Source organism: Streptomyces niveus, from assembly GCF_001723055.1.
GTDB classification, from domain to species: domain Bacteria; phylum Actinomycetota; class Actinomycetes; order Streptomycetales; family Streptomycetaceae; genus Streptomyces; species Streptomyces niveus.
Genome location: NZ_MDCR01000067.1, coordinates 23219 through 39657 on the forward strand (window position 1 = coordinate 23219; position 16439 = coordinate 39657).

A 16439-nucleotide genomic window follows, 5' to 3' on the forward strand; every position below is an offset into this window, starting at 1 on the left:
CTGAGGTCGGTGCTCGATGGGGGCCGGCGCCCGGCTGGGCGGGGGCCGGCGGCGGTCGTCTCGGCGCGGTTCGCGGACATGTCACGGCGGGGGAGGAGCGGCGCGCCGGGCTGCTCCTCCCCGCCGGGGACGAACGTCAGACGACCTGCGCGGTGGGCAGGACGGTGATCTCGGTGAGGTTGACGTGACGCGGCACGGCGGCCATGAAGGCGACGGTCTCGGCGATGTCGGCGCCCTGGAGAACGTCGATGTCGTGGATGAGGTCGGCCATCAGCCGGGAGGCGTCGGGATCGGTGACGTGGTCGGGGAGTTCGGTGTCGACCATGCCGGGTTCGATCGTGGCGACGCGGACCATCTTGGGACCGAGCTCGACGCGCAGCAGACGCGTGAGGTGGCTGATGTAGGCCTTGGTGCCGGAGTAGACGGAGAACTTGGCCAGGATGCGGGTGGCCGCGATGGACGAGGTGTTGATCAGGTCGGCGGGCCTGCCCCGGGCGGCCGATTCCGTCAGTTGGGGCAGGAACGCGGCGATGATGTTCATCAGGCCGGTGATGTTCAGGTCGATCTGGCGCTGCCACTCGTCGACCTTGAGTTCCTCGATGCCGGAGATGAGCTGGACACCGGCGTTGTTGAAGACGAGGTCCGCCGTGCCGAAGCGGGCGGCGACCTGCTGGGCGGCGCTCCGGACGGCCTCCCGGTCGGTGACGTCGACGGCCAGGGCCAGCGCGGTGCCGCCGGCGGCCTCGATGTTCTTGACCACGTCGTCGAGGCGGTCTTGGCGTCGGGCCAGTACGACCACGGTCGCACCGAGTTCGGCCAGACGCTCGGCGGTGACGGCGCCCATGCCGCTGGAGGCGCCGGAGACGACAGCGACACGGCCGGCGAGGGGGGTACCGGTGAGGAGAGCAGTGGACATGACGAACCTCAATCTCTGGGTGGGAAGGCGGCGGGGGTCAGGCGGCGTCGCTGTGAGCGGTGGCGGCGGACTTCTCGCGCCACGGGGCGAGGTCGTCCTGCACCTGCCGGTACTTGACCTCCAGCCGCTCCAGGGTGTCGCGCCCCATGTAGAGGTGTGTGGGCAGCTTCTCGGTGGAGGCGGCCTCGACGATGAGGGCGGCGCCCTTGACGGGGTCACCGAGCTGGGCGTGGTTGGCCTGGTCGATCCACTCCAGCGTCGCGTGCGCCGGGGTGCCGTCGTAGTCGGCGATGCGGTTCGCGGGCACCGACAGGGAGCTGGCGTCGAGGAAGTCGGTGCGGAACACGCCCGGCTCGACGACCATCGACTGGATTCCGAACGGGGCCATCTCGACGGAGAGAGCTTCGCTGACCCCGGCGACGGCGAACTTCGACGCGCAGTAGAGGCTGGCGCCGGGCTCGCCCTCGAACCCCGAGCGGGAGCCGATGTGCACGAGCTTGCCCGAACCCTGCTCGCGCATGACGGGCAGTACGGCACGGGTGACGTTGATCAGTCCGAAGACGTTCAGGTCGAACAGCGACCGGGCCTCCGCGTCGGTGATCTCCTCCAACGCGCCGAGCAGACCGCGCCCCGCGTTGTTGACCAGGACGTCGATGCCGCCGAAACGGGCCACCGCGGCCTCGACGGCCCGAAGGATGCCGGCGTTGTCCGTGACGTCCAGCGCGACCGCGAAGACCCGCTCGGAATTCTTCAGATCGTCCGGCACACGCTCGGGATTCCGCACGCCGATCACTACGTTGTTCCCGCCCGCCAGCGCGGTGCGGGCGATTTCCGCACCGATTCCACGGGACGCGCCGGTGACAAACCAGGTAGCCATGAGAAAGCCTTTCGTTGCCCCTGCCGGGGATTTCCTGTTGACGTGAATGAGTCTGTCCGTCGGCAGAGGCGGTATGAAGGCTGTGCTTTTCCTGGGAGTCCCACACCCAGGCAACGGGGCTTGCGGCCGGGGCGGGGCGACTATTGCCCTGTGTTCCGCCGCTCAGGCGAGTCGGACGCGCAGATGGAGCCCAGCAGGGACAGGGCGTCGGCGGAGGGAGAACCGGGCTCCGCGTGCAGGACGATGAGTTGCTGTCCCGGAGCGCTGCGGACGGTGAGAGCTTCGTGCCGCAACTCAAGCTCCCCCACCAGGGAGTGGCGCATCCGCTTGATGTCGTAGGGCGGCACCCGGGTGTACTCACGTGCCCACAGGGAGCGGAACTCCGGGCTGCGTACAGACAGTTCTCCGACCAGTTCCAGCAGACGGGGGTCCTCGGGGGTACTCGCGGCAGTGCTCTGAAGGTCGGCGACGGCGCGCTGCTTGGCCCGTTCCGGGTCGCGGTAGGCGGTCTTCGCGGCGGGGTCCAGGAAGAGCATGCGCGGCACGTTGTCGAGCTGTGCGAAGTCGCGGTAGAGGGCGGCGGCCAACGCGTTGGCGGCCAGGACGTCCTGGACGTGGCCGATCACGAAGGCCGGCGTGCCGGCCCAGCTTTCGATCAGTTGCCGCAGATGCGGGCGGACACGCTCGACCCTGGACGGTGACTTCGTGCGGCGGGCCGTCGGCGGCGCGAGCCGGAACAGCTCCTGCCTCTCCTCCTCCCCGAGTCGCAGCACCCGGGCCAGGGACTCCAGCACCCTCGGCGAGGGACGGAGTTCACGGCCCTGTTCGAGCCGGCTGTAGTAGCTCGGGCTGACACCCGCGAGCGCGGCGACCTCGTCGCGGCGCAGGCCCGGCACCCTTCGCCGGCCCGCGCTGGGAAGCCCCGCCTCCGCGGGACCGAGACGTTCCCTCCGCGACCGCAGGAAGCGGCCGAGCCCGTCAACCGGGTCGGGACGGGAGTCATTCACCATACTGCCGAGGCTAGGCGGAATACGCCCGGAAATGTGCTGCTCATGGTGGGTGCGCTACACCCAGGTACGCGCGTCCACGAGAGGCGCGAACGCGACGACGGCGACGAACGCTCCGCGTACGGAACTCGTTACCAGCTGTCACAGTCTGTTCATTGGCACTTCCCATCAACGGGAACGCATCTAGGCTTCCGGCATGAGTAATGGGACCCCCTTGGGGGATTTCCTCAGAGCCCGCCGAGAGGCGCTCAAGCCTCACGATGTAGGACTGCCCGAATATGGGCGACGTCGGGTACCCGGATTGCGGAGAGAGGAAGTCGCGCTGCTCGCCGGAGTCAGCTCCGACTACTACATCAGGCTGGAACAGGGCCGTGAGAACAGCCCGTCCCCGCAGGTGCTGGAGGCTGTCGCGCAAGCCCTGAAACTGGACGCGGAGACCACCGGCCATCTCAACCGCCTCTGCCTCACCGCATCGCAGCGCCCGCGCGACCGTGGCCCGGCGGAGGTCAGTGGGCAACTGCTCCAGCTGATGGACGGCTGGGAGCACACCCCCGCCTTTGTGGTCGGCCCGGCTCTCGACATCCTGGCCGGCAACTCCCTCGCCGTGGCGCTCCACGACGGCTTCACCCGGTTCGACAACCTCGCCCGCATGGTGTTCGTCGACCCCGCGGGGCGCGAGTTCTACCAGGAATGGGAGCGGGCCGCCCACTCCTGCGTCGCGGAGATCAGGGCCGCCCACGGGCACGATCCCGAATCGCCCCGTATCGCCGCCGTCGTGGCCGACCTGTCGGCCCGGAGCGAGGAGTTCGCCCGGCTCTGGGGCACGCACGAGGTCAAGAGCAAGTCCCAGGAGGGCAAGCACCTCAGGCACCCCGAGGTCGGGGACCTGCACATCAACTTCTCGGCCTTCACGGTGAACGGCGCCCCGGATCAGCAACTGGTGGTCTACCAGGCCGAACCGGCCGGCCCGACGGCGGCCGCGTTCGAGGTCCTGCGAGCGAAGGCGCCGTCGATTGCGGCCCGTCCGGTACGCGAGTCTTCTGCCGGTAAGCCGGAAGAGGCGTGATAGGTGCCGCATCGGCCCTGAGCGTCGTCCAGAACACCACCGTCTCGCTCGACGGCGACGTCGCCGCGACCAGACAGGTTCTCGACGCTCAGGACGGTCCGACCGTCCTGGTCGGGCACTCCTACGGCGGCGCGGTGATCTCCGAGGCCGGCAACCACGAGAAAGGTCAGCGCGCTCGTCCACATCACGGCGTTCGCGCCCGACAAGGGCGAGTCCGTGAACACCCTGATCTCCGACCCGCCCCCGGGTGCCCCCGTACCGCCGATCCTGCCGCCCGACGACGGGTTCCTCCTCCTCGACCGGGACAAGTTCGCCGAGTCCTTCGCCGGGGACCTGCCCGCCGACGAGGCCCGGTTCATGGCCGACTCCCAACTGCCGTGGGGCGTGGAGGCGCTGGGCGGACCGGTCGCCAACCCCGCCTGGCGGAGCCGGCCGACCTTCTATCTGGTCGCCACCGACGACCGCATGATCCCGCCGCCGGCCCAGCGCATGATGGCCGAGCGGGCCGGTGCGACGGTGACCGAGACCGCCGGCAGCCACTCCGTGTACGTGTCCAGGCCGGCCGAGGTCGCCGCCCTCGTCAAGAAGGCCGCGACAGGAGTCCTCGCCTGAGAACCCTCCCGGCGGTGCCGGACCACCCGGGCGGGAGGGATCTCAGATATGAGAGCGTGAGCCGGGTGAGCGAGACGATGACCAAGACCCTCCAATATCGCTTTGACGGGCCGGAGGACGCGCCGATCCTGGTGATCGGCCCCTCCCTCGGCACCACGTGGCACATGTGGGACAGACAGACACCCGAGCTGGCCAAGCACTGGCGCGTGCTCCGCTTCGACCTGCCCGGTCACGGTGGCGCGCCCGCGCACCCCGCCACCGGGGTGCCCGAGCTGGCGGACCGGCTGCTCGCCACGCTCGACGGGCTCGGTGTGCAGCGCTTCGGGTACGTCGGCTGCTCCATCGGCGGCGCGATCGGCGCGGAGCTGGCCCTGCGCCGGCCCGACCGTGTCGCCTCGCTCGCGCTGGTGGCGACCTCGCCCCGGTTCGGTACGGCGGACGAGTTCCGCCAGCGCGGCGTCATCGTCCGTACGAACGGTCTCGACCCGATGGCCCGCGCGGCGCCCGAGCGGTGGTTCACGGCAGGTTTCGCCGCCGCCCAGCCCGCGATCGTCGAGTGGGCGGTCCAGATGGTCCGTACGACCGACCCGGGGTGCTACATAGCCGCCTGCGAGGCGCTGGCCGCCTTCGACGTACGGGCGGAGCTGGGCCGTATCGGCGTGCCGACGCTCGTCCTGGTCGGCGCCGAGGACAAGGTCACCGGGCCCGCCGAGGCCCGCACGCTGGTCGCCGGGATACCGGACGCCCGGCTGGCGCTGGTGCCCGGAGCCTCGCACCTGGCCCCCGTCGAGCAGCCCGCCGCCGTCACCGACCTGCTCATCCGCCACTTCTCCACCGCCTGGCAGAACCCCTCTGACACCTCGACCGGCATCACGGTGCTGCCCGACTGGGCCACCTATCCGGGTCCGGGTACGCCCGTCGGACCGCCGACCCTGTCGCCGATGACAGCCCCCGTCGCCGCGATCACCGCCGCCGAGCAGCCGCAGGCCGTGGCCGCCGTACGCCCGGATCCTTACGAGGCGGGCATCCGGATCCGCAGGGAGGTCGTCGGGGACGCCCATGTCGACCAGGTCCTGGCCGAGACCGCCGGCTTCGGCGGCGACTTCCAGGAGCTGCTCACCCGCTACGCCTGGGGCGAGGTGTGGAACAGGGGCGGTCTCGACCGCCGCAGCCGCAGTTGTGTGACGCTGACGGCGCTCGTCGCCGGCGGCCACCTCGACGAACTCGCGGTCGAGACAAGGGCGGCCCTGCGCAACGGCCTGACCCCGGCCGAGATCAAGGAAGTGCTGATCCAGGCGGCCGTCTACTGCGGCTTCCCGGCGGCGAACGCGGCGTTTCGCGTGGTCGGCGCGGTCGTCCAGGAGGAGACCACCCCCGACCCGTAGCCCCCGGCCCGTTTGCCGCCGTGGCGGCGGGTGTCGACCATGGGGGGAGCACGCTCTGCGGAAAGGTGATCACGGTGAAGCTCACCAAGAAGTCCCATGCCTGTGTCCGGCTGGAGAAGGACGGGCGGACGCTCGTCGTCGACCCCGGCGTCTTCAGTGAGGAGGACGCGGCGCTCGGCGCCGAGGCCGTCCTCGTCACCCACGAGCACCCCGACCACTTCGAGGAGGGCCGGCTGCGGGCCGCCCTCGAAGCGGACCCCGCCACCGAGATCTGGACCCTGCGCAGCGTCGCGGACCAGCTGTCGCCCGCGTTCCCCGGGCGGGTGCACACCGTGGGGCACGGTGACACCTTCACGGCGGCGGGCTTCGATGTACAGGTGCACGGCGAACTCCACGCGGTGATCCATCCCGATCTGCCGCGGGTCACCAACGTGGGTTATCTGGTGGACGGTTCACTGTTCCACCCCGGCGACGCGTTCACGGTCCCCGGCCGGCCCGTGGAGACGCTGATGGTCCCGGTGCACGCGCCGTGGAACAAGATCTCCGAAGTGATCGACTACGTACGCGAGGTCAAGCCGCACCGCACCTTCGACATCCACGACGCCCTGCTGACTGACCTCGCGCTGCCTCTGTACGACGGCCACGTCGGCCGCCTCGGCGGCTCCGGCCACGCCAGGCTGGCCCCCGGCGAGTCCACCGAGCTGTGATCACGCGGACGACGACCCGGACGGCGGCTCGGACGACGACTGTCAGACCCCGCGGATAGGCTGTGGTTCATGCGCATCGCCACCTGGAACGTCAATTCGATCACTGCCCGCCTTCCCCGGCTGCTGGCCTGGCTGGAGAACACGGGCACGGACGTGCTGTGCGTCCAGGAGACCAAGAGCACCCTGGAGCAGTTCCCCTCCGACGCCCTGCGCGAGCTGGGTTACGAGGCGGCGGTCAATGCCACCGGCAGGTGGAACGGGGTGGCGCTGATCTCCCGCGTCGGTCTCGACGACGTCGTCAAGGGCCTGCCCGGCGGCCCGGAGTACGAGGGCGTCGAGGAGCCCCGCGCCATCTCCGCGACCTGCGGCGGAGTCCGGGTCTGGTCGGTGTACGTGCCCAACGGCCGTGAGGTCACGCACGACCACTACGCGTACAAGCTCCGCTGGCTGGAGGCGCTGCGCGTGGCGGTGGCCGGGGACAGCGCGGGGGAGCGGCCGTTCGCCGTGCTCGGTGACTTCAACGTCGCGCCGACCGACCAGGACGTGTGGGACATCGCTCTCTTCGAGGGCGCCACGCACGTCACCCCCGCCGAGCGCGACGCGCTGGCGGCGCTGCGCGAGGGCGGTCTGTCCGATGTGATGCCGCGACCGCTCAAGTACGACCAGCCGTACACTTTCTGGGACTACCGCGAGCTTCGGTTCCCGAAGAACCGGGGCATGCGGATCGACCTCGTCTACGGCAACGGGCGCTTCACCGCCGCCGTCAAGGACAGTTATGTCGATCGTGAGGAGCGCAAGGGCAAGGGTGCTTCGGACCACGCCCCCGTCGTCGTCGATCTCGACCTCTGATGTTGCTGAGGCGGGGCCGGTATCGGCGGGCCGGACCGTGGGCATTCTGCCTCTGATACCGCCCGCGTGCCCTGAGGTGCGTGGGTACGGGGAAATGGCAGGCTGAGTGGTATGAACATCCCTTTCTTGGACAACTGGCGCAAACGGAACGGCGCTGACGAGGGGGCTTCGTCGGCGTCCGTCGTCGGGGGCGACGCGGAGGGCGTGGCCGAACTGCTCTCCGAATGCGAGCTGCTGCGTGTCCGGGCAGGGCAGTCCGGTCTCGAACTGGACGATTCCCCGGCCTCGTTGGAGGCATTGGACCAACTGCCTCCGCACTGGCGCGACGACCCGGAGGAGCTGCCCTGGCTGGGCAACGACGCGGGGCTGTATCTCGGTACGGTCATCGTGCGTACGGTCGAAGGCGCGACCTGGCACGTCTGGCCCGGCGGCCACCCCGTGGTGCGGCTCGTCTCCGGCCGTGAGATCCAGGTCGTGGAGGCCGGTCTCGACTGGGCCGTCAGCGGCGCGCCCGAGCTGTCGCAGGTGTACGCGGAGGCGGCCGAGGCCTGAGTGCCGGCCCTGCGCGGGGCCCATCTCCTGGACGTTAATACGGCTTATGCCCGATTTATGCGTGTCGGGTGTGAAGTCCCTTGGCGCGCTGGATAGTTTGCGCTGACCTCGACACAGCCGAGAACGGGGAGGGCAGCGCATGGCCGTCGACCACGGTGCGACGGGCAGTCCGCGGCGGGAGCCGCAGCCGATTCCACGACGGGTCCAGAGACCCCCGACCGGATCCCCCGGTCCGGGAGTTCGGGTACGCGGGCGAGCCCATCGCGCCGGATCTGGACTACGATTTGCCGTTCATCCCCAGGGTGACGGTGGTCTGGCCGGCAGCGGCCACGGAAGCCGCGCCGGCCTCGGGCATCGCCCGGGAGTCCGTACGCGTCCACCGTGCCCCGCGCACGCGGGGATGGTCCCGCCGCCGCCCGAGGCGCGGTAGCTCAAGGGGCATGGCCCGCCTCCCGCCGCTCGCGGGAGGCCCAGCCGGCAGCAGCCGGAGATCACTTCTCGCACCGCGGGACCGACAGGCACCAAGGTCCGGCGTGGAAGGGGAGAAGGTCAGCTGCGCGCCGGGAGGGCCGTGTCCGCCACGGGACGGGCGCTCGTCGTCACGGCGTACGACGAGGGACCTGGCGTCTCGCCTTCCCGCCCCGATCGCCCCGCCGGTCAGCTCTTCGCCCGGTGCGAGGCGCGTACAACCGGAGCGGCCTCCTGCGCCGCCTTGGTGACATCGGCGACCAGCTCGACCACATCGGGGCCGTACGCCTGCGAGTTGACCACCTTCAGCAGCAGACAGAACGAGTCCTTGCCGTGCTTGCGCGCCAGCCTCTCGTGGTGCCTGGCCAGATAGCGCGAGGCCGCCTGGTTGGTGATGGCCCGCTGTCCGCAGAAGAGAAAGACCGGCCGGGACGCCTGCCCCGCCGTCAGCCTCGCCAGGAGGACGTACTCCGCCACCCCCGGCTCGGCGCGGTAGCGCTCGGTCCCGATCTGGAAGGCCCCGCGGTCCGGGCCCGGATCGGGATCCGTGTTGATCTTGACGCCTGGCAGCAGCGAGGAGAGATGGGCGGCCATCCGCCGGTTCGACGCCGGGCCGCCGAGACAGAACTCCGTACGCTCACCGAACCCCTGCTGCGCCGAGTCGTGCTGGACTATCTGCGCGTGCGCGCCGCAGTCCTTGATCAGCGCGGACATCTCCAGCAGCGCGAAGACGTCATGACGGTGGACGGCGCCGTCGCCGCCCGCCTCGCGGTTGACGACCAGCAGACACTCGGAGTTTCCGGGCAGCCCGAAGAACGCCTGCTTCCTGCGGAGTTTGCGGCGCCAGAGATAGGTACGGGCGAGCCAGCCGAGACAGGCACCGATACCGGCGGCGAGCACCCCGAGAACGATGTTGCGTACGTCGTCAGTCATGGGCGCGCACTTTAGCCGGACCGCGCCGCGACGGACATCCCCGACCGGAGTTCACCCGAGGCGTTCTGGTGGGGCGCGAGTGGTGAGGTTACGCTCCGCTGACGGACGTCCACCGGAGGTACAGATGCAGCGCCTCGCCGCACGCAACGTCTCGATCGTCGCTCTCGCCGCGGCCATTCTCTCGGTGGGGGCCGCGGCCCCGCCGTCCGCCCCGGCCGGCGCCGCGCCCGTGAAGGCGCCCGCCAAGGCGCCCCCGACGACTCCCGGCAAAACGCCCGTCGCCGTCGGCCACGGCGGGGCGGTCTCCAGCGTCGACAAGGACGCGTCGGCCGCCGGCATCGAGGTGCTGCGCAACGGCGGCAACGCCGTGGACGCGGCGGTGGCGACCGCCGCCGCGCTCGGCGTCACCGAGCCCTACTCGGCCGGCATCGGCGGTGGCGGCTACTTCGTCTACTACGACGCCGGCTCCCGCTCCGTCCACACCATCGACGGCCGCGAGACCGCCCCCATGTCCGCCGACGCCACCCTCTTCCAGGAGGACGGCAAGCCGATCCCCTTCGCGGAGGGGATGACGAGCGGACTCGGCGTCGGTACGCCCGGCACCCCGGCGACCTGGGAGCGGGCGCTCGACTCCTGGGGGAGCACCTCGCTGCGCAAGTTGCTGAAGCCCGCCGAACGCCTCGCGAAGGACGGCTTCACCGTCGACGCGACGTTCCGCTCCCAGACCGCGTCCAACCAGGCGCGGTTCGCCGACTTCCCGGCCTCCGCGAAGCTGTTCCTGCCGGGCGGCGAACTCCCGGTGACCGGTTCGGTGTTCAAGAACCCCGATCTGGCGCGTACGTACGCGGAACTGGGCCGACACGGCACCGACGCGCTGTACGAGGGCGAACTGGCCCGCGACATCGTGCGCACCGTCCGCACGCCGCCCGTCGACCCGGACGCCACGCGCAACGTCCGGCCGGGCGATCTGACGACCGGCGACCTGGCCGCGTACCGGACGAAGCGGCTGACGCCGACGAAGGTCTCCTACCGGGGGCTCGACGTGTACGGCATGCCGCCGTCGTCCTCCGGCGGTACGAGCGTCGGCGAGGCGCTCAACATCCTGGAGCGCACCGACCTCTCCCGCGCCTCGCAGCAGGCGTATCTGCACCGCTTCATCGAGGCGAGCCGGATCGCGTTCGCCGACCGGGGGCGCTGGCTCGGCGACCCCGCCTTCGAGTCCGTCCCCACCAAGGGCCTGCTGTCGCAGCGCTTCGCCGACTCGCGGGAATGCCTCATCAAGGACGACGTGGCGCTCAAGAGCCCGCTGGCGCCCGGTGACCCGTCGAACCCGGTGCCGTGCGCGACGGGCGGCACGGCGGCGCCGACGACGTACGAGGGGGAGAACACCACCCATCTGACGACGGCCGACAAGTGGGGCAACGTCGTCGCGTACACGCTGACGATCGAGTCGACGGGCGGCAGCGGCATCACCGTGCCCGGCCGCGGCTTCCTCCTGAACAACGAGCTGACGGACTTCTCTTTCGCGCCGGCGAACCCGGCCGTCCACGACCCGAACCTGCCCGGTCCCGGCAAGCGGCCGAGGTCGTCCATCTCCCCGACGATCGTGCTCGACGACCGGGACAAGCCGCTGCTGGCGCTCGGTTCGCCGGGCGGGGCGACCATCATCACCACCGTCCTGCAGACCCTGACCGGTCATCTGGACCGCGGTCTGCCGCTGGTCGACGCGATCGCCGCGCCGCGCGCGAGCCAGCGCAACTCCGCGACGACGGAGCTGGAGCCGGGTCTGTACGACAGTCCGGTGCGCGCCCAACTCGAAGCACTGGGGCACGCGTTCACCAGGAATCCGGAGATCGGTGCCACGACCGGTGTCCAGCGGCTGCCGGACGGCCGCTGGCTGGCAGCGGCGGAGAAGGACCGCAGGGGCGGCGGCTCGGCGATGGTGGTCCGCCCGTATCCGGCCACGCGGCCGTGACCGCCGTGCCCGCGCGTACCGGCCCGACCGGTGCCAACAATTATACCGGTTGGTGACGGTATTACAATGACGGCATGGTACGCAGCCCCCTGACCCCCGAAGAGCGTGAGCGCGGCGAACGGCTGGGCCGGCTGCTCCGCGAGGCACGCGGCTCGCGGAGCATGGTCGAGATCGCGGCCGTCGCCGGGCTCTCGCCCGAGACGCTGCGCAAGATCGAGACCGGCCGCGCCCCGACGCCTGCCTTCTTCACCGTCGCGGCGCTGGCCGGGGCGCTGGGGCTGTCGATGGACGAGATCGCCGCCGCCTGCTCGCCGTTGGCCGCCGGCACACTGCCCGCGCACCCGCCGGCGGCCGATGTGTCCGCGACGACCGGAGGAATCGATTCCAGGAGCCCGGCCGCGGCGTAGGCTCGCGCACGTGACTCTCGATGCACTCGAACGCAGCCGCTATGTCAGCCTCACCACCTACCGCAAGGACGGCACCGGGGTCGACACCCCGGTCTGGCACGCCGTCGACAACGGCGAGTTGTACATCTGGACCCGCAGTGACTCCTGGAAGGTCAAGCGGCTGCGCGCCAACAGCCGTGTCGTGGTGACCGCGTGCGACGTGCGCGGGCGGATCGCGCCCGGCGCGGCGAGCGCCGAAGGGACCGCCCGGCTGCTGGAGGGCGACGAGGTCGCCCGGATCAACAAGCTCCTGGCCCGCAAGTACACCTGGCAGTTCTGGTTCGTCGAGAAGCCGGCCGCGCTCGTACGGCGCGGCAAGCGCGTGCACACCGGAATCGTCGTGACTTTCTGACGTCTCGTCGGCGCGCCGACTTGTGAAACAACCTTGAGCCGTAACCAGTTCTTTTCCTGGGAAACGTGACGTCGCCCACTCGCTGAAGTCATACTTGTAGTGATCGCACCGCACCGTGCGCGACAATCCCGCGTAGCCGTCACGTAACACGGCTGCGGTTTCATGCCGGCGGGCCGGACGGTTCCCTCACGGCAGTGCGCAGCAGGGCAGGGGCGGGAAAGACAGCGATGACAAGGCAAGAACTTCCGGCGGAGATCGGGGCTTTCGCGCGGTACTTCCGCGGGATGACGGAGCTCCTCGACCCGGACGGCGGCTGGTACGCGGTATTCGGACAGCGCGATCCCGAAGGGCTCAGGGCGTGTCTCGACGGCGCCGAGGTGCCGCCCTGGGACGTGGTCGAGTCACTGCTCCACGATCTCGCCGCGAGCCACGAGAACCGGCCGGTCGACCGCGAGACGGCCCGCGCCAGCAGGCTGCACGCCGCGTCGGCCGCCGCGCACGACAGGCTCCCCGGCGGCGTCGACGCGCTGCGCGAGCGGCTGGGGCTGATGCAGCACGAACAGGCCACGGCGGCGGGCCGCGCCGACGAGGTGATGCGCCGCCTCCGGGTGGTCGCCGAGGGCTCACCCGAGGCGGACCAGCTGGAGTACGACCTGGCCTGGGTCCGCGACGACTACGCGCGCGCCACGGCCCGCTGCGCCGAACTGCGCGAACGTCTCGCCGCCGTCGGTGAGCCGGCCAACACGCCTGCCGCACACGCCACCCACGGCTCACCCGCCCCGCGGACACCCTCGCCGGCGCACGCCGCGCCCGACCCGGAGTACGGCTCGCCGGAGGCGAGACCCACGGCCGCCGACGGGTGGTACCGGGCCGAGGAGCCGGCGGTCGACGACCAGTCGGTTTTCGGCCGTCCCGACGGCGGCCGTCCCACCGCGCCAGACGAGTGGTTCCGGCCGGAGCCCGGCCGGGGCGGCGAGCGGGGCCAGGGCGCCGACGGCAGACGCCACTCCGAGGGCTGGGGCGGCCCGGACAGCCGCCGGGGCGTCGCCGATACGGGCGACATGGGCGACACGGGCGCCAACCCGGCCGTACGGCCTGACGATTCGCAGGAGATGGCGCAGGTGCCCGGCCAGCGCCGCAAGCTCCGCAGACAGCGGGGCGCGCGCTACGCCTTCACCGATGCCACGGACCCGTCGGCCACACCCCTCACCCCGCCCGCCACCACCGCGGCACCGCGCGGCGCCCGCTTCGGCGGTGCGCCGGGCTCCGGCAAGAGCCGCGACGGGGACTCCGAGGCCGGCATGACCCGGCAGCAGTCCGAGGCACGCCGCGCCGCGCTCGACACCGTCGCCGTACTCGTACGGCTCCGGGCGGCCGGCCGCAGCGGCGAGGCGCACGTCGTGCTGTACGAGGCCGCCGCCGGCCCCGCCGAGCAACTGCCGTTCCTCGCGGCCGAACTGCACCGCGCCGAACTCGGCGCCGACTGGGCGTCGGTGCTCTGGGAGGTGTCGTCGCTGCCGCCCGACCGGCTCGCCGCCGCCGCGAGCGCGCTCGCCATGGCCGGGCGCGACGCGGACTGTGGTGTGCTGCTGCGCCAGGGCATCTCCCGGCCCGCCGAGGACATCGCCCAGGTGGTGTTCGCCCTCGCCGACGCGGGCCGCGCCCAGGAGGTCCAGGCGCTCCTCGGGGCCTTCGTCCGGGCCCGTACACCCGAGGACACCGCGCGGATCGCGGCGGCGGACCCGCCCCGGCTGGTCCCGCTGCTGCTGGAGGCGTCCCGGGGCGTCTCCACCACCAACGAGCGCGACCTCGCCCGCGCGCTGCGCAGCGCGGGGATCAGCGGCTCCTGACCCGTACGGATCCCGTTCCCGACCGGTCCCGGACGTTCTGTGGACCGGCCGGGTGCGAATCATGATCGACTCTGCGGCTTAACAGCGATGGTCTTGCCCCGCCGGGACGGCGGGCTTAGGTTCTCCTCCTACGCACCGTATCTACGGGCGTAGAAAGTGCTCGGAGAACGCTCGACCTTCCGCCGAAGGAGCAGTTCGTGGCCAGAGTCGTACGCGCCGCACTCGTCCAGGCGACCTGGACCGGCGACACCGAATCCATGATCGCCAAGCATGAGGAGCACGCCCGCGAGGCGGCCCGGCAAGGCGCCCAGGTCATCGGCTTCCAGGAGGTGTTCAACGCCCCCTACTTCTGCCAGGTGCAGGAACCCGAGCACTACCGGTGGGCGGAACCGGTCCCCGACGGGCCGACCGTGACCCGGATGCGGGACCTCGCCCGCGAGACCGGAATGGTCGTCGTGGTGCCGGTGTTCGAGGTCGAGCAGTCCGGGTTCTACTACAACACCGCCGCCGTGATCGACGCCGACGGCTCGTACCTCGGCAAGTACCGCAAGCACCACATCCCACAGGTCAAAGGCTTCTGGGAGAAGTACTACTTCAAGCCGGGCAACGCGGGCTGGCCCGTCTTCGACACCGCCGTCGGCAAGATCGGCGTATACATCTGCTACGACCGGCACTTCCCCGAGGGCTGGCGCCAACTCGGCCTGAACGGCGCCGAACTGGTCTACAACCCCTCGGCAACCTCGCGCGGTCTCTCCAGCTATCTGTGGCAGCTCGAACAGCCCGCGGCCGCCGTCGCCAACGAGTACTTCGTCGCCGCGATCAACCGCGTCGGCCAGGAGGAGTACGGCGACAACGACTTCTACGGGACGTCGTACTTCGTCGACCCGCGCGGCCAGTTCGTCGGCGACACCGCGAGCGACAAGGCGGAGGAACTGGTCGTCAGGGACCTGGACTTCGGCCTCATCGAAGAGGTTCGCCAGCAGTGGGCGTTCTACCGCGACCGCCGCCCCGACGCGTACGAGGGACTGGTGCAGCCGTGACCGAGGCCCCCGCGAACCCGGCCGCCGCCGCGCCGTCCCACGACGCCCCGGCCGGCCTCCCCGCCACCGACCTGCACGGCCGGCACCGCGCCGTCCTGCCCGACTGGCTGGCCCTCTACTACCGGCGGCCGATCGAACTCACCCACGGCGAGGGCCGCCACGTCTGGGACGCCGAGGGCAACCGCTACCTCGACTTCTTCGGCGGCATCCTCACCACCATGACCGCCCACGCCCTCCCCGAGGTCACCAAGGCGGTCAGCGAGCAGGCCGGGCGGATCATCCACTCGTCCACGCTCTACCTCAACCGCCCCATGGTGGAGTTCGCCGAGCGCGTCGCCACCCTCTCCGGCATCCCGGACGCGCGGGTCTTCGTCACCACCTCCGGCACCGAGGCCAACGACACGGCGCTGCTCCTCGCGACCGCGTACCGCCGCTCCAACCAGATCCTCGCGATGCGCAACAGCTACCACGGCCGGTCGTTCTCCGCCGTGTCCGTCACCGGCAACAGCGGCTGGTCGCCGACGAGTCTCTCGCCGCTCCAGACGCTGTACGTGCACGGCGGCGTCCGCACCCGGGGGCCGTACGCGCACCTGTCCGACGCCGGCTTCATCGCCGCGTGCGTCGCAGACCTGGAGGACCTGCTCGGCCACACCCGCGCGCCCGCCGCGCTGATCGCCGAACCGATCCAGGGCGTCGGCGGCTTCACCTCACCGCCCGACGGGCTGTACGCCGCGTTCCGCGAAGTGCTCGACCGGCACGGCATCCTGTGGATCAGCGACGAGGTGCAGACCGGCTGGGGCCGTACCGGCGAGCACTTCTGGGGCTGGCAGGCGCACGCCGAGAACGGCCCGCCGGACATCCTCACCTTCGCCAAGGGCATCGGCAACGGCATGTCCATCGGCGGTGTCGTCGCCCGCGCCGAGGTCATGAACTGCCTGGACACCAACTCCATCTCGACCTTCGGCGGAAGCCCGGTCACGATGGCGGCGGGCGTCGCCAACCTCGCGTACCTCCTGGAGCACGACCTCCCCGGCAACGCGCGCCGCGTCGGCGGCCTGCTGATCGAGCGGCTGCGCGCGGTGGGCGCCACCGTGCCCGCCGTACGCGAGGTGCGCGGACGCGGCCTGATGATCGGCATCGAGCTGGTGAAGCCCGGCACCGACGAGGCGAACCCCGCGGGAGCGGCGGCGGTGACCGAGGCGGCCCGCGAGGGCGGTCTGCTGATCGGCAAGGGCGGCGGCCACGACACCAGCGTGCTGCGCATCGCCCCACCACTCTCCCTCACGGTCGCCGAGGCCGAGGAGGGCGCGACGATCCTCGAACGCGCCCTGCACAGCCTCTAGGTCATGTCTTCAAAGTCCCGCCTGGCCCGCGACGCCTGGACGGCACCTCTCCCCCGTAGCC

Annotated in this window: 15 protein-coding genes and 1 pseudogene; 12 read left to right on the forward strand and 4 right to left on the reverse strand. The window is 71.1% G+C overall.

Translation table 11 applies throughout. The features are described from left to right. Positions 1-136: 136 nt before the first annotated feature. The 3 genes from BHU15_RS09655 to BHU15_RS09665 all read right to left on the reverse strand — a co-directional run bounded on the left by BHU15_RS09655 (position 137) and on the right by BHU15_RS09665 (position 2803). Positions 137-916 carry an SDR family oxidoreductase gene (locus tag BHU15_RS09655; RefSeq protein WP_069626807.1) on the reverse strand — a complete coding sequence of 260 codons (780 nt, stop codon included), beginning with the start codon at positions 914-916 and terminating at the stop codon, positions 137-139. A 37-nt stretch (positions 917-953) separates the two neighbouring features. Further along, the gene (locus tag BHU15_RS09660) at positions 954-1793 is read right to left on the reverse strand and encodes an SDR family NAD(P)-dependent oxidoreductase (protein WP_069626808.1); all 840 of its coding nucleotides are present in this window, start codon (positions 1791-1793) and stop codon (positions 954-956) included. A gap of 140 nt (positions 1794-1933) precedes the next feature. Continuing rightward, on the reverse strand, positions 1934-2803 hold the full coding sequence (locus BHU15_RS09665) for a helix-turn-helix transcriptional regulator (RefSeq protein ID WP_069626809.1): 870 nt from the start codon (positions 2801-2803) through the stop codon (positions 1934-1936). A 193-nt stretch (positions 2804-2996) separates the two neighbouring features. Here BHU15_RS09665 and BHU15_RS09670 point away from each other — a divergent pair, with 193 nt between their 5' ends. The 6 genes and pseudogenes from BHU15_RS09670 to BHU15_RS09695 all read left to right on the forward strand — a co-directional run bounded on the left by BHU15_RS09670 (position 2997) and on the right by BHU15_RS09695 (position 7971). After that, a complete protein-coding gene (locus BHU15_RS09670; protein WP_069626810.1) occupies positions 2997-3866 on the forward strand; it encodes a helix-turn-helix transcriptional regulator in 870 nt (289 codons plus the stop codon). Beyond that, a pseudogene (locus BHU15_RS09675) lies at positions 3863-4478 on the forward strand (alpha/beta hydrolase). The gene BHU15_RS09670 and the pseudogene BHU15_RS09675 overlap by 4 nt, the downstream one beginning before the upstream one ends. 65 nt (positions 4479-4543) lie before the next feature. Next, a complete protein-coding gene (gene pcaDC, locus BHU15_RS09680; RefSeq protein WP_069626811.1) occupies positions 4544-5863 on the forward strand; it encodes a bifunctional 3-oxoadipate enol-lactonase/4-carboxymuconolactone decarboxylase PcaDC in 1320 nt (439 codons plus the stop codon). A 74-nt stretch (positions 5864-5937) separates the two neighbouring features. Next, a complete protein-coding gene (locus BHU15_RS09685; RefSeq protein WP_069626820.1) occupies positions 5938-6570 on the forward strand; it encodes an MBL fold metallo-hydrolase in 633 nt (210 codons plus the stop codon). A gap of 69 nt (positions 6571-6639) precedes the next feature. Then, positions 6640-7419 (forward strand): exodeoxyribonuclease III, encoded by a 780-nt coding sequence (locus BHU15_RS09690; protein WP_069626812.1) that lies wholly within the window; start codon positions 6640-6642, stop codon positions 7417-7419. Between the two features lie 111 nt (positions 7420-7530). After that, positions 7531-7971, forward strand: a complete 441-nt coding sequence (locus tag BHU15_RS09695) for a DUF6278 family protein (protein ID WP_023537694.1) — start codon at positions 7531-7533, stop codon at positions 7969-7971. A 657-nt stretch (positions 7972-8628) separates the two neighbouring features. Here BHU15_RS09695 and BHU15_RS09700 read toward each other — a convergent pair. Next, entirely contained in the window at positions 8629-9372 is a 744-nt protein-coding gene (locus BHU15_RS09700) for a hypothetical protein (RefSeq protein ID WP_069626813.1), read from the reverse strand. A gap of 124 nt (positions 9373-9496) precedes the next feature. Between BHU15_RS09700 and ggt the strand changes: the two genes are divergently transcribed. The 6 genes from ggt (at position 9497) to BHU15_RS09730 (ending at position 16378) form a co-directional block, all read left to right on the forward strand. After that, complete coding sequence (ggt, locus tag BHU15_RS09705; RefSeq protein WP_069626814.1) at positions 9497-11347, forward strand: gamma-glutamyltransferase; 1851 nt, start codon at positions 9497-9499, stop codon at positions 11345-11347. A gap of 74 nt (positions 11348-11421) precedes the next feature. Beyond that, complete coding sequence (locus tag BHU15_RS09710) at positions 11422-11754, forward strand: helix-turn-helix domain-containing protein (RefSeq protein WP_069626815.1); 333 nt, start codon at positions 11422-11424, stop codon at positions 11752-11754. Positions 11755-11764: 10 nt separating this feature from the next. Continuing rightward, the gene (locus tag BHU15_RS09715) at positions 11765-12145 is read left to right on the forward strand and encodes a PPOX class F420-dependent oxidoreductase (protein ID WP_023537690.1); all 381 of its coding nucleotides are present in this window, start codon (positions 11765-11767) and stop codon (positions 12143-12145) included. Between the two features lie 284 nt (positions 12146-12429). Next, the gene (locus BHU15_RS09720; protein WP_218028050.1) at positions 12430-13995 is read left to right on the forward strand and encodes a hypothetical protein; all 1566 of its coding nucleotides are present in this window, start codon (positions 12430-12432) and stop codon (positions 13993-13995) included. Between the two features lie 197 nt (positions 13996-14192). Then, positions 14193-15035 carry a nitrilase-related carbon-nitrogen hydrolase gene (locus tag BHU15_RS09725; protein WP_069626817.1) on the forward strand — a complete coding sequence of 281 codons (843 nt, stop codon included), beginning with the start codon at positions 14193-14195 and terminating at the stop codon, positions 15033-15035. A 71-nt stretch (positions 15036-15106) separates the two neighbouring features. After that, positions 15107-16378, forward strand: coding sequence for an aspartate aminotransferase family protein (locus tag BHU15_RS09730; RefSeq protein ID WP_069626821.1), 1272 nt, complete (start codon positions 15107-15109; stop codon positions 16376-16378). The last annotated feature ends 61 nt before the right edge of the window (positions 16379-16439 follow it).

What these genes read in the sequence shown, in the direction of transcription:
- BHU15_RS09655 (WP_069626807.1), bottom strand. Translation starts at nt 916, where the DNA reads ATGTCCACTGCTCTCCTCACCGGTACCCCCCTCGCCGGCCGTGTCGCT.
- BHU15_RS09660 (WP_069626808.1), bottom strand. Translation starts at nt 1,793, where the DNA reads ATGGCTACCTGGTTTGTCACCGGCGCGTCCCGTGGAATCGGTGCGGAA.
- BHU15_RS09665 (WP_069626809.1), bottom strand. Translation starts at nt 2,803, where the DNA reads ATGGTGAATGACTCCCGTCCCGACCCGGTTGACGGGCTCGGCCGCTTC.
- BHU15_RS09670 (WP_069626810.1), top strand. Translation starts at nt 2,997, where the DNA reads ATGAGTAATGGGACCCCCTTGGGGGATTTCCTCAGAGCCCGCCGAGAG.
- BHU15_RS09690 (WP_069626812.1), top strand. Translation starts at nt 6,640, where the DNA reads ATGCGCATCGCCACCTGGAACGTCAATTCGATCACTGCCCGCCTTCCC.
- BHU15_RS09695 (WP_023537694.1), top strand. Translation starts at nt 7,531, where the DNA reads ATGAACATCCCTTTCTTGGACAACTGGCGCAAACGGAACGGCGCTGAC.
- BHU15_RS09700 (WP_069626813.1), bottom strand. Translation starts at nt 9,372, where the DNA reads ATGACTGACGACGTACGCAACATCGTTCTCGGGGTGCTCGCCGCCGGT.
- ggt (WP_069626814.1), top strand. Translation starts at nt 9,497, where the DNA reads ATGCAGCGCCTCGCCGCACGCAACGTCTCGATCGTCGCTCTCGCCGCG.
- BHU15_RS09710 (WP_069626815.1), top strand. Translation starts at nt 11,422, where the DNA reads ATGGTACGCAGCCCCCTGACCCCCGAAGAGCGTGAGCGCGGCGAACGG.
- BHU15_RS09720 (WP_218028050.1), top strand. Translation starts at nt 12,430, where the DNA reads ATGACGGAGCTCCTCGACCCGGACGGCGGCTGGTACGCGGTATTCGGA.